The organism is Geothrix sp. 21YS21S-2 (genome assembly GCF_030846775.1).
Lineage (GTDB): Bacteria > Acidobacteriota > Holophagae > Holophagales > Holophagaceae > Mesoterricola.
Window position 1 is genome coordinate 5,096,336 of record NZ_CP132910.1, and the last position, 11,263, is coordinate 5,107,598.

Below are 11,263 nucleotides of genomic sequence, written 5' to 3' on the forward strand. Positions count from 1 at the left end.
CCTCGGAGGCACCATGCATCGCCGGACCCTGGCTCTCGGGCTGCTGCTCCTTTCCACGTTCCTGGGCGCCCAGCGGCCCGGGAAGGTCATCCTCCTGGCCAGCACCATCGGACCCATCGATTCCGGCATCGTGGGCGCCCTGGAGGACGCCTTCGAGGAGGAGAGCGGCATCCGGGTGCGCCACGTGGGCGCCGGTACCGGCGCCGCCCTGGAGATCGCCAGGCAGGGCAGCGTGGACATCGTCCTGGCCCACGCCCGGGCCCTGGAGGAGAAGTTCGTGGCGGACGGGTACGGCATTGGCCGGGTCCCCCTCATGTACAACGACTTCGTGATCGTCGGTCCCGCGGCCGATCCCGCCGGCGTCCGCGGCATGAAGAACGCCCTGGACGCCCTGCGCACCCTGGCCGCCAAGGGCGCGCCCTTCATCACCCGCGGGGACAACTCCGGCACGCACGTGGCCGAAAGGGACCTGTGGACCAGGGCGGGCCTGAAGCCCGCCGGCTCCTGGTACCGGCTGTTCCCCAAGGGCTCCGAGGGCAACATCGCCACCCTGGTCTTCACCGACGCCCAGAACGCCTACACCCTCATGGACCGCGCCAGCTTCCTGGGCGCCCGCAAGCGCATCAAGCTGGAAGTTCTGGTGGAGGGCGACGAGGTCCTGCTCAACCACATCTCCCTCATCCTGGTGAACCCCGCCACGTGCCCGAAGGCGGACCTCGCCGGCGCCACCGCCTTCCAGGCCTGGCTGACGGCGGCGGACAAGGGCCAGCGGATCATCGCGGACTATGGGAAGGCGACGTACGGGCAGGCGCTGTTCATCCCGGAGTCGAAGGAGTGGAAGGCTAGGGTGCCTTCTCCAAGGTGACTTCGGGAGCCACCGCCAGCTTCACCAGGTTGAGGTAGTCCTTCAGGGTCTGGTAGGTGATCGCGTGGTTGTAGACGGCCAGCGTGCTCACCTTCATCCGGGCGTTCAGGTCCCCGGTGCCGGGGTCCTGGCGCACGTCCAGGATCACCGTGCCCCACTGGGTGGAGCGGGTGGAGTTCACCGGCTTGGCCAGGACGTAGCCCTTGGGCACCTTCACGGTGCTGGTGGCCTCCTGGACGCCCAGCCAGGGCAGGAGGATGGGTTCCATCCGCTCCGCGGGCATCGCCTGGGGCAGGTACAGCGGGGCATCCATGCCGGGGAAGGGGTTGATCTTCAGCGTGGCGCCGGGGGCCAGGGCCAGGGTGCCCGAGGCGACGAGCCCGAGGGGCTGGGCGGGGTCCGCGGCGTTGGCCACCTCCACCTTGGTGGCGGTGAAGCCGCCCTTGCCCAGCTTCTCCCTGAACCAGGCCTCCCGGTCCGCGGGGGCCCGGGTGCCCAGGACGCTGCGGGCCGCCAGTGCCGGCGCGCCCAGGAAGTTGGCCACCAGGGAGGCCTTGCCCTGGCCGGAAGAGGCGTCCACCTCGAAGGTGAAGATGCGGGTGTTGCCGGTGGCGGGCTCGATGCGGATGTCCTGCACGCCGGCCTTCCAGGTGGCGGTGTCGATGGTCACGGCCTTGGTGGACTGGTACTCGATGGGCATCTGGCCGATGGGCAGGAGGCGGTTGGCGGGGTCGAACCAGAGGGTGGGCTGGCCCGGCTCGTCCACGCCCAGCAGGTTGTGGGTGAACTGGAAGGGCGTGCGCACCTCGGGGTTCACCATCCAGAGCCTGCGGTCGGAGACGAGGCCGATCTTCGCGGGGATCCCCTCGTCGGCGAGGAGGTTGAACAGGAGCCTGGCGGCGCCCTTGTTGTCGACGAAGCCCGATCGCGCCATGTAGTTGAGGGACGATACCTTGGCGACGTCCACGTTGTAGGCCCTCGCATCGGTCCAGCCGGAGGCGCCGACGATGCCGTTCCCGGACGAAACGTTGAAGGTGCTTCCCGACTCCATGAAATGGGCGGAACCTTCCTTGACGGCACCCTCGTCCACCGCCCAACGCGCGAGGGGATCGGGTTTCTCGCCGAACATCAGCTGGTCGATGTTCACGGTCTTCCGGGCCAGGCGCTCCGCGATGGTCCGGGCCTTCTCCCGGGGCCCTCCCGTCAGGTCCTTCCGGAGGGCCTCGGAGAAGGTCCGGTAGGCTTCGCCCTTGGCCACGAACTTCGTGTACCAGTCCTTGTAGAAGAACTCCACCACCTTCTGCCAGTAGTCCATGGCGGGCGCCTTGGTGAGGAGGTTGCCCACGGAGGCGATGGGCTTGAAGACCACCACCTTGGGGACCGGCCGGATCAGCTCGTTGGAGAAGGGCGCGCGGGGGTGGCCCGGGATCTCGCGGATCGTGTAGGTGGTCCCCATGGACGTGGATCCCTCCACCACGTCGAAGCCCGCGGTGGCCGAGAAGATGAGGGGCCAGTACATTTCCTTGGCCCGCTGAACCACCGTGACCTTGGTGGGAAAGGGGGAGCCCAGGGTCCAGTACTTGAACGCGCCGAAACGCTCCGGCAGATGGCCCTTGCCGACCGTGGGCATGCGCCGGAACACCGCCGCGCCCACTTCGGTGAGCTCGCGCCAGCGCAGCTCGACCACGCAGTCGCCGGTAAGCCCGGGCGGGACCAGCCCGGTGTCGACCGTCGTGCCGTCGTCGGGGGAGACCGCCTTGCAGGGCAGGAAGTCCTCGCGTCGGCCGATGGGCACGACCCGGCCGTCCGGGAAGGTCACCTGGCCCTCCAGGGAGACGAGGGTGGCGGGCAGGTCCGTGAGCTCGGCGGCGGCGAGCCCCGCCTGACCCAGGATGCGCACGCGCAAGGTCTGCTCGAACCAGTCCGGCTGGAAGTCCAGCTTGCGCTCCAGGATCACCGCGCCCTTGGCCACCAGGGCGGGGTCCCCGCTCATGGCCCACACCTCCTTGGGGATCGGCGGCCATTTCGCGCCCTGGAGGGGCGAGACGAGCGCGGGAATAAACAGCAGGAGGGCCGCTGGGCGCATGTATTTTCCTTGGGTTGGGGTGAACGCCCCAGCTTCTCATGATTCCTGGGCGCCTGCAAAACCTCCCGGGGGAAGTAAGCTGGTGCAATGGAAAAATATTCCCTCCTCCGTCTGAAGCCCGGCAAGGAAGCCCTCCTGTCCAAGCTGCACCCCTGGGTGTACTCCGGCGCCCTGGCCGAACCGCCCGCCTCACCCCTGGTGCGCCTGGCGGACGCCTCGGGCAACGTGCTGGCCGTGGGCACCGCCTCCGCGACGAATCCCCTGGCCGTGCGCATCTTCCGTTTCGATGACGGGCCCCTGGACGCGGCCTTCTTCCGCGAGCGCCTGGGCCGGGCCCTGGAGGGGCGGCGGCTGCTGGGCCTGGACGGCCCCGAGGCCGGGTGCCGGTGGGTGTTCGGGGAAGGGGACCTCCTGCCCGGGCTCGTGGTCGACCGCTATGCCCACGCCCTGGTCATCCAGGTGGGCACCGCCGGCCTGGAGGCCCTGCGCGACATCTGGTGGCCCGTCCTGGTGGAGCTGGCCAAGGCCGAAGGCATCACCGTCTTCGTGGAGCGCAGCCAGGGCGGCCGCAAGGAGGAGGGCCTGGCCCCCGTGAACCGCCTGCTCAAGGGCTCCCTGGCGGGCCCCGTCACGGTCCGCGAAGGCCCGGCCCGCCTCGCCGTGGACCTGCTCAAGGGCCAGAAGACCGGCTTCTTCCTGGACCAGCGGGAGCACCGCCTGTTCCTGGGGCGGATCTCCAGGGGCGCCACCGTGCTCAACGCCTTCGGCTACACCGGCGGCTTCTCCATCCACGCCGGGCTGGGCGGGGCCGCGCGCGTGGCCACCCTGGACATCTCCGCCCAGGCCCTGGACCAGGCCGAGCGGGACTGGGCCGCCAACGGCCTTCCCCCCGAAGCCCACGAACGGATGGAAGGGGACGCCTTCGAGCTGATGCGCGCCCTTCCGCCCGCGGGCTTCGACCGGGTGGTGGTGGATCCCCCCGCCTTCGCCAAGCAGCGCAAGGACGTGGACAAGGCCTTCAAGGCCTACAAGGACGTCTTCCGGCTGGGGGCCCGCGCCACCGCCCCCGGAGGGGTGCTCGGGGTCTTCTCCTGCTCCCAGCACCTGGAGCGGGGACGCTTCCAGGAGGCGGCGTGGACCGCGCTGCTGGAGGCCGGCCGCGAGGCCCAGGTGCTGGCCCATCTCGGGCAGCCGATGGATCACCCCTACGCGCTGAACCATCCCGAGGGGTTCTATCTGAAGGGCCTCTGGCTGCGGGTCTTCTAGACCTCCGGAGGCAGCCGCGCGTCCAGGAGGTGCGAGGGCTTGACGTTCTTCATGGCCTTGAGCATCGAGAACTTCAGGTCCGGGATGCTCTCCTTGAGCGTTGCCACCAGGTCCTTGATCTGGGCCCTCCTGGATTCCAGCACGGACGCCCCGCACAGGGGGCAGCCGCAGGGCACGAAGGGGTAGCCCTTCAGCCACGCGAAGCGGCGCAGGTCCTCCTCCTCGCAGGTGCCCAGGGGACGGATGACGGTGTTGCCGCCGTCGTCGCTCACCAGCTTCAGGGGCATGGTGGACAGGCGCCCCTCGAAGAACTGGTTGATGAGCAGCGTCTCGATGAGGTCGTCCAGGTGGTGGCCCAGGGCCAGCTTGTTGAAGCGGTGCTCCTTGGCGTAGGAGTAGAGCACGCCCCGGCGCAGCCTGGAGCAGATGGCGCAGGGGGTGATGTCGGGCTTGCGGCGCACCAGCGTGTCGATGGGCGCGCCCAGGATCACGTGGGGGATGCCCTTGGCCTCGCACACCTCCGCGATGCGGTCGGGGTTGTAGCCGGGAAAGCCGGGGTCGATGGTGGCGCCGTGCACCTCGAACCGGATGGGGGCGCGCCTGCGCAGGGACTCCAGCACGTCCAGCAGGGCCCAGGAGTCCTTGCCGCCGCTGAGGCCAACCAGGATGCGGTCACCTTCCTGGATGAGGCCGAATTCGTGGATGGCCATGCCCACGCGCCGGCGGATGCGCTCCTCCAGCTTGGGGAGGGTCTTGAGGTCCGCTTCGGTGGGGGGCAGGGCGATGCTGGGGAGGGCGCAGGGATTGCTCAATTCGGATCAGCCCAGGGCGGCGCACCGGGGCCGGGCCCCGCTGTCCAGCTGGTCCTGCACGCCCTTGGTGTAGGCGGGGCAGGTGCAGTCGGGGCAGGTGTTGCTGTGGCTTTCGACGCAGAGGTCGGCCAGCGAGATGGTGTCCATGAAGTTGGTGATCTGGCTGGAGAGCTGCTTCCACAGCAGCTCGTTCATCTTCACGTCGGCGCGAAGGGCGGACTTCGCCGTGACGGGGTCCTCCTTGGCGGAGGCGTAGAAGCTGGTGTCCGTGAGGCGCAGCACATCGCCCACCGTCACCATGTTGCAGGGGCGCGTGATGATGTAGCCGCCCTTGGGGCCGCGCACGCTGGCGACGATCCCCGCCTTCTTCAGGCGGTTGAAGATCTGCTCCAGGAAGGGCAGACTGAGTTCCTGCCTCTGGGCGATGAGGTGGAGGGGAACCGGCTGTCCGTGGCTGTGGTGGGCCAGGTCGAACAGCGCTTGCATGGAATACCTGCCGCGGGCTGAGATCTTCAAAGGGGCCATCCTGTCCAGACCGACCTAATATACTGTTCCTGATTGATTTGGTCAAGTTTTTCGACAAGTGGCCGAATGTCACGAAGAAGGAAATTCGTCAGAGGGTGTAAACCCTGGGCGTCCTGGACGCACTCATGGTGCAGAACACCTTCGAAAAGGGGGCACCGATGCCCAGAGGCGACTCACGACATATGGGAATCATGCAGCGTTCACTGGGGATGGCCTTCCCGCCTGTCGGGCTGAACGCTTCCGAGGATCCGTCTCCGGCCATCCGCCGGGCCGTGCAGGAGTTCGCCCAGGCCTGGTATTGGGGGGACACCGACGAGATGCTTCGGACCCTGCACCCCGACTACGTCAACCGCCTCGTGACCCTGGGCACGCAGTCGCGTCCCCTGGGCGTGCAGGGCAGCCTGGGCAGCCAGACCCCCCCGGACCGCCGCACGGTGGAGGTGCGGATCCTGGAGGTGCGCAAGGCCTCCGCAAGCGCGGTGGCCGAGCTGTGCGGATGGGTCATCCACCTGCACCTGGCCCGGTCCGCGGGACCCTGGAAGATCGTGAACGCGATGTGGGAGTCCCGGACCGCCTGAGCTACTGGAGGGTGGGCGAGAACAGCTTCAGGTCCTTGCGGCCCGTCTCCACCTTGATGGCGGCGGGGCGGGAGATGCCGGCGGGGACGGCGACCTTGAGTTCGTACCGGGTGGCCCAGAGGTTGAGGGCCTGGGTGAGGCGGGCGGGAAGCTCGTTCTCGAGGCGGAACGTGTTGCCGCCCGAGGCGGTGGCGGCCTCCCCGAAGGGGCCGGTATTGGATTCGCCGATGCCGCCCACGCTGTGGAGGGTGAGGCCGAGGCCGGCGAAGGTGTTCTTCACGGCCGTCCTGGCCAGGGTGACGTCCCGGATCATCAGCTCGGTCTGCAGGCGGCTGTTCATGACGTCGCGTCCGCCCAGGACCTCGTTGCGCCCCAGGGCCTTCATGCCCCCCGCGCTCATGCGGGCGACCTTCTGGGCCCAGATGGGGTTGGCCAGGTCGTCGATCTCGTTGCGGCTGACGACCACCACCTGCGTGCCGGGGGCGTCCTTCGCCAGGGTCCGGGCCATCTTCTCCATTTCCTCCATGGCGGCCGTCACGGTCTTGGTCATGCTCCCCAGCTCCTCGGCGGCATAGTCGCCGATCACGCTCTTGCGGCGGGAGTTGGAGTCCTGGGCCTCGCGGGCCATGGCCCGGCCCAGGCCGCCGGCGAGGAGCGCGTTGACGGCCTCCATGCCTTCCTGGGGCTCGTTGGCGGGGGTCGGCGGGAGGCTGAAGTCGGCGTTCGGGTTCCCCTCGAGCTTGCCGGACCAGGTGCCGGCGGCCAGCGTCAGCGCCTTGCCCCACAGGGAGGGGCGCGTGGTGAAGCCGGGGGTGAGGCACTCCAGGCCCTTGGCGGTGCGCATGACCACCAGCGCGGAATCGGAGGGGGGCAGGGAGGCCATGAAGGTGGCGATGGACTGGAGCACCACCTGGCGGAAGTCCGGGTCGCGCACGGGCAGGAGGACGATGGCCCACCTCTGGCCTTCCTTGCCCACGTCCGCGGGGGTTCGCAGGCTGACGACGTCCGCGCCCTTGCCGGCGATCTGGACCTTCCAGTCGGCGGGCTTCAGGCCCTCGGCGATGCCCCGGGCGTCCAGGGGCAGAACCTTGAGGGTGAGCGTCTCCGCGCCGGCGAGGCCGAGGCAGAGGAGGGGCGTGGCGAGGCAAAAGCACAGCTTGGAGATGCGCATCGGATTTTCCTCTGGGTTCACCGATGAGGATAGCAAGGGGGTCCAGACCCCGGCAAGCGTCCAAATCCGGACGCCCGCCGTTTTTTTACCGGGCGGCCCCCGTGGCGACCGGCAACGGATTTCTGCACCACTCGCTCCAGGAGCCGACATAGAGCGCCGCGCCGCCCAGTCCCGCGGCCTCCATGGCCAGGAGGGTGTGGCAGGCCGTGACGCCGCTGCCGCAGTGCACGACCAGGCGGCCCCGGGGCGTCTCCCCGAGCAGCTCCGCGTACATGCGCCGGAGCTCCTGGGCGGGTTTCATGCGTCCCCTGCCGTCGAGGTTCTCCTGCCAGGGCAGGTTCACCGCGCCGGGGATGTGGCCGGCGACAGGGTCGAAGGGCTCGCTCTCGCCCCGGTATCGCGGGGCGGCGCGCACGTCCAGCACCTTCCAGTCCGGGTCGGAGCGGAGCCGGTCCACCATGGGGAGGTCCGCCATGGGCAGGAGCCACCGGTCCTCGGGATACGGCCTGGCCGGAACGGGCATCGCGCCCGGGGCGGGAAGGCCCTCCTCGCGGCCGGCCTGGATCCCGCCGTCCAGCACCGCGACCCGCTCGTGCCCGAAGGCGCGGAGCATCCACCAGAGCCTGGCGGCGCCGGAGCCCCCGCAGGCGTCGTCGTAGGCCACCACGCTCGTTTCCGGCGTGACGCCCCAGTCGCCCAGCTGGCGCGCCCACGCCTCGGGGGTGGGCAGGGGGTGGCGGCCCCCGCGGGCCGGATCGAACCCCGGGGCGTTCCGGGCGCTGAGGAACGCGTCCAGGTCCGCGTGGACGGCCCCGGGCAGGTGCTCCCTGGCGAAGGCCTCGGCCCCGGGCCGGGCATCCAGGAGGAGATAGGGCGGAACGAGATCGGCGGGCGCCACCACGGGGACTGCGGGCATCTGGGACTCCTGGAGGGCTCTGAATTTTACCTTTGCTGAAATAGGGCTCCCGCGGGGGAGGCACCTGGGGGAATATAATAACCGCCGCCCTCCCTCCCGCCCCCATTCCCGCGAGACGATCCATGACCGCACCTTCGATGCGCAAGCTTGTGACGCCGCCGGCCATGCTGGGGCTGTTCTTCCTGCTCTTCGCTGCGGCCGCGGTGAGCCTGGTCTTCACGGCCGGCACCCACTCGCCGGTCCTGGCGCTGTCCCTGACGGGCATGGCCATCGTGGGCACCATGGGGATCCGCTCCACGGCGGTGCGCGCCCGGGAGGCCGAACTGGCCCTGGGCGAGGGTGAGCGCTACATCGAGAAGGTGGCCGAGCTCAGCCAGGACATCCACGCCATCATGGACGCCGAATCGGGCGCCTTCCTGTACCTGAATCCCGCGGTGGAAGACCTGCTGGGCTACCCCACCGAGACCTTCATGAAGGGCGGGCGGGACTACTTCTACTCGCTGGTCCATCCCGACGACCTGCCCATCCTCCGCAAGCACCGGGAGGCCCCCGCGCCGCCCCCGCCGGAGGGCGGGGAGGAGCCCATCCTGGAGGAGATCTACCGCATCCGCAACCACCACGGGGCCTGGCGCTGGTTCAAGAGCCGCCGGACGGTCTTCGTCCGCTACGGCGACGGCCGCCCCGCCGAGACCCTGGCGGTGATCCAGGACATCACCCAGCAGCGCTCCTTCGAGTCCGCCCTGGTGCAGGCCCACAAGGTGGAGAGCCTGGGCGCGCTGGTGAGGGGCACCGTCAACGACCTGAACAACACCCTCATGGGAATCCAGGGCTACGCCGAGATCGCCCTCGAAGGCGAGCAGGGCCCGGCGATCCTGCGCGCCAGCCTCGAGAGCGTGCAGGCAAGCATCGGGCGCGCCACGGGCCTCTGCAAGCAGATCCTCTCCTACACCGGGCAGGGCCGCATCCAGATCTCGCCCCACCAGCTCAACGACGCGGTGCGGGAGAGCCTTTCCGCCATCGAGACCCTCGTGCCCGACGGCGCCCACCTGGTTTTGGACCTCCAGAACGACCTGCCCCTGGCCAGCGTGGACCTGACCCAGGCCCGCCACGCCCTGCTCAACCTGGTCTTCAACGCCTGCGAGTCCCTTGGGATCCGGGGCGGCGAGATCACCATCCGCACCTTCATGCGCAGCCTGGGCGGCACCGAGACCGGGGGCCAGGGCCTCCGCGGCGACTTCGTCTGCCTGGAGGTGGCCGACACCGGTCCCGGCACGCCTCCCGAGATCCTGGGCAAGGTCTTCGACCCCCTCTTCAGCACCCTGCACCCGGGCCACGGCCTGGGCCTGTCCACCGTGGAGGACATCCTCAGGGAGCACCAGGGCGCCGTGCACGCCAAGGGCGAGCCCGGCCTGGGCGACTCCACCGTGCTCTACTTCCACCTGGCCGAGAAGAACCCCGAGATCGACGAGGGCGACGAGGGAACCCCCCTGGTGGGCGCCTCCGGCGTGCTCCTGCTGGTGGACGACGAGCCCACCATCCGCGCCATCCTCCGCCAGGGCTTCGAGAACGCCGGCTTCAAGGTCATCGAGGGCGTGGACGGGGTGGACGGCTTCGCCTCCTTCGTCCGCCACCGGTCCTCCATCAACGCCGTGCTCCTGGACCTCACCATGCCCCGCATGGGCGGCGACGAGGTGTTCGAGGAGATCCACAAGCTGGCCCCGGAAGTGCCCGTCGTGCTCATGAGCGGCTACAGCCAGGAGGAGGCCACGACCGCCCTCGCCGGCCGAGGCCTCGCGGGCTTCCTGTCCAAGCCCTGCAGCATCAAGGAGGCCCTGGCGGTGGTGAGCCGGGCCCTGGCCGCGGCCCGCGCCGGGGCCTGATTTGGACACCTTCCGCCTCACGGGCCGGATGACCCGGCTCTGCTCCCGCCACTGGCTCCTGCACCGGTTCCTGGATCCCCTCTACCGGCACGCGGAGCGCCGCGGCTACGAGCCCCTGGTGCGGGAGAACGCCCTGCGCCTCCTGGAACGGGCCCACGTCGAGCGCCTCACGGGAGGCGGAGAGGCCCCGGAGGCGGCCGTGGAGGCCCTGGACCGCTTCGCGGTCCTCGCGGACCGGGGCGACCCGGACGCCGCCTACCAGGTGGCCGAGGCCCACAGGACCGGCTTCGGCCGGCCCCGGAACCACTGGAAGGCCCTCGAGCACTACCGGATGGCCGCGGACCTGGGCCACCCGGAGGCCGCGGCGCGGCTCCGCAAGCTCCAGGACGGGGAGCCGGTGGAGGACGCGTCCTTCGAGGCTTTCGGCCGCCAGGCCCTGCTCAAGGCCACCTACGCCCCGGACCGGGGCCGGCGGCGCGCCCGGTCCCTGACGGAAGGCGCCCGGGAGCTGCGCCGGGAAGGGGTGGGGCACCGCGGCGCGGTGGCCGTGCTGGGCATCGCCCTGGCCCTCCTCGGCTACCTCGCCCTGGACATCTACTTCTTCGGCATGGGCGCCTGGAGGCCGGATCCCGGCCGCGTGGTGTGGGGCCTCTTCGGCAAGATCCACCCGCCCAGGAGCAGCGGCGTGGGCCGGGTGCTGCCGGGCTGGCTCCGGCCCGACGCGCGCAGCGTCACCTTCGACGTGGCCGACGTCATCCACGAGCGGTCCGGCTCCTACCGGCTGGGCGACTTCCGGGGCAAGGTCGTGTACCTCCACGTGGTGGACGGCCACCACCCCACGGTGCACGAGGCCGTGCCCTGCCTGCGCGCGCTGGACGGGCGCCGCAGTCCCGATTTCGAGTCCTTCATCCTCTACATCCCCGCCCTGGAGCGGGTCAAGGATGTCCACTTCGCCATCCAGTGGGCCCTGGAGATCGCCCCCGCCGTGGCCCCCAACGCCAAGGCGGTGCGGCCCCTGGGCACGGTGTCGACCTTCCCGGCCAACTTCGTCATCGACCGCCAGGGGCGGATCCGCCAGCGCTGGACGGGCTTCAGCGAAGCCATCACGGAGGAGGCCATCAAGGGGGCCCTGGCTGAAAAATGAAAGGCAGGGTAGCGTCTTCC

General features: G+C 70.0%; 10 protein-coding genes. 5 read left to right on the forward strand and 5 right to left on the reverse strand.

Annotation, left to right across the window (positions count from 1 at the left end; all coding sequences use genetic code 11):
• Positions 1 to 13 precede the first annotated feature (13 nt).
• On the forward strand, positions 14 to 865 hold the full coding sequence (locus RAH40_RS22345) for a substrate-binding domain-containing protein (protein ID WP_306599854.1): 852 nt from the start codon (positions 14 to 16) through the stop codon (positions 863 to 865).
• On the opposite strand, the gene RAH40_RS22350 is transcribed toward RAH40_RS22345, so the two are convergent.
• On the reverse strand, positions 843 to 2,951 hold the full coding sequence (locus tag RAH40_RS22350) for a hypothetical protein (RefSeq protein WP_306599855.1): 2,109 nt from the start codon (positions 2,949 to 2,951) through the stop codon (positions 843 to 845). The genes RAH40_RS22345 and RAH40_RS22350 overlap by 23 nt on opposite strands.
• Positions 2,952 to 3,038: 87 nt before the next feature.
• Between RAH40_RS22350 and RAH40_RS22355 the strand changes: the two genes are divergently transcribed.
• A complete protein-coding gene (locus RAH40_RS22355; RefSeq protein ID WP_306599856.1) occupies positions 3,039 to 4,217 on the forward strand; it encodes a class I SAM-dependent rRNA methyltransferase in 1,179 nt (392 codons plus the stop codon).
• Here RAH40_RS22355 and ttcA read toward each other — a convergent pair.
• Together ttcA and RAH40_RS22365 are read right to left on the reverse strand one after the other, a co-directional pair.
• Entirely contained in the window at positions 4,214 to 5,029 is an 816-nt protein-coding gene (gene ttcA, locus RAH40_RS22360) for a tRNA 2-thiocytidine(32) synthetase TtcA (protein WP_306599857.1), read from the reverse strand. The genes RAH40_RS22355 and ttcA overlap by 4 nt on opposite strands.
• Positions 5,030 to 5,035: 6 nt before the next feature.
• Entirely contained in the window at positions 5,036 to 5,545 is a 510-nt protein-coding gene (locus tag RAH40_RS22365; RefSeq protein ID WP_306599858.1) for an Rrf2 family transcriptional regulator, read from the reverse strand.
• A 200-nt stretch (positions 5,546 to 5,745) separates the two neighbouring features.
• On the opposite strand from RAH40_RS22365, the gene RAH40_RS22370 reads away from it, so the two are divergent.
• The gene (locus RAH40_RS22370) at positions 5,746 to 6,132 is read left to right on the forward strand and encodes a nuclear transport factor 2 family protein (RefSeq protein ID WP_306599859.1); all 387 of its coding nucleotides are present in this window, start codon (positions 5,746 to 5,748) and stop codon (positions 6,130 to 6,132) included.
• A gap of 1 nt (position 6,133) precedes the next feature.
• Here RAH40_RS22370 and RAH40_RS22375 read toward each other — a convergent pair whose 3' ends face one another.
• Positions 6,134 to 7,303 (reverse strand): hypothetical protein, encoded by a 1,170-nt coding sequence (locus RAH40_RS22375; protein ID WP_306599860.1) that lies wholly within the window; start codon positions 7,301 to 7,303, stop codon positions 6,134 to 6,136.
• Positions 7,304 to 7,388: 85 nt separating this feature from the next.
• Positions 7,389 to 8,219, reverse strand: coding sequence for a sulfurtransferase (locus tag RAH40_RS22380; RefSeq protein ID WP_306599861.1), 831 nt, complete (start codon positions 8,217 to 8,219; stop codon positions 7,389 to 7,391).
• A 122-nt stretch (positions 8,220 to 8,341) separates the two neighbouring features.
• On the opposite strand from RAH40_RS22380, the gene RAH40_RS22385 reads away from it, so the two are divergent.
• Both RAH40_RS22385 and RAH40_RS22390 read left to right on the forward strand, forming a co-directional pair.
• On the forward strand, positions 8,342 to 10,099 hold the full coding sequence (locus tag RAH40_RS22385; protein WP_306599862.1) for a PAS domain-containing hybrid sensor histidine kinase/response regulator: 1,758 nt from the start codon (positions 8,342 to 8,344) through the stop codon (positions 10,097 to 10,099).
• Position 10,100: 1 nt separating this feature from the next.
• Positions 10,101 to 11,243, forward strand: a complete 1,143-nt coding sequence (locus RAH40_RS22390; RefSeq protein WP_306599863.1) for a hypothetical protein — start codon at positions 10,101 to 10,103, stop codon at positions 11,241 to 11,243.
• Positions 11,244 to 11,263 lie beyond the last annotated feature (20 nt).

What these genes read in the sequence shown, in the direction of transcription:
- RAH40_RS22370 (WP_306599859.1), top strand. Translation starts at nt 5,746, where the DNA reads ATGCAGCGTTCACTGGGGATGGCCTTCCCGCCTGTCGGGCTGAACGCT.
- RAH40_RS22350 (WP_306599855.1), bottom strand. Translation starts at nt 2,951, where the DNA reads ATGCGCCCAGCGGCCCTCCTGCTGTTTATTCCCGCGCTCGTCTCGCCC.
- RAH40_RS22380 (WP_306599861.1), bottom strand. Translation starts at nt 8,219, where the DNA reads ATGCCCGCAGTCCCCGTGGTGGCGCCCGCCGATCTCGTTCCGCCCTAT.
- RAH40_RS22375 (WP_306599860.1), bottom strand. Translation starts at nt 7,303, where the DNA reads ATGCGCATCTCCAAGCTGTGCTTTTGCCTCGCCACGCCCCTCCTCTGC.
- RAH40_RS22355 (WP_306599856.1), top strand. Translation starts at nt 3,039, where the DNA reads ATGGAAAAATATTCCCTCCTCCGTCTGAAGCCCGGCAAGGAAGCCCTC.
- RAH40_RS22345 (WP_306599854.1), top strand. Translation starts at nt 14, where the DNA reads ATGCATCGCCGGACCCTGGCTCTCGGGCTGCTGCTCCTTTCCACGTTC.
- RAH40_RS22385 (WP_306599862.1), top strand. Translation starts at nt 8,342, where the DNA reads ATGACCGCACCTTCGATGCGCAAGCTTGTGACGCCGCCGGCCATGCTG.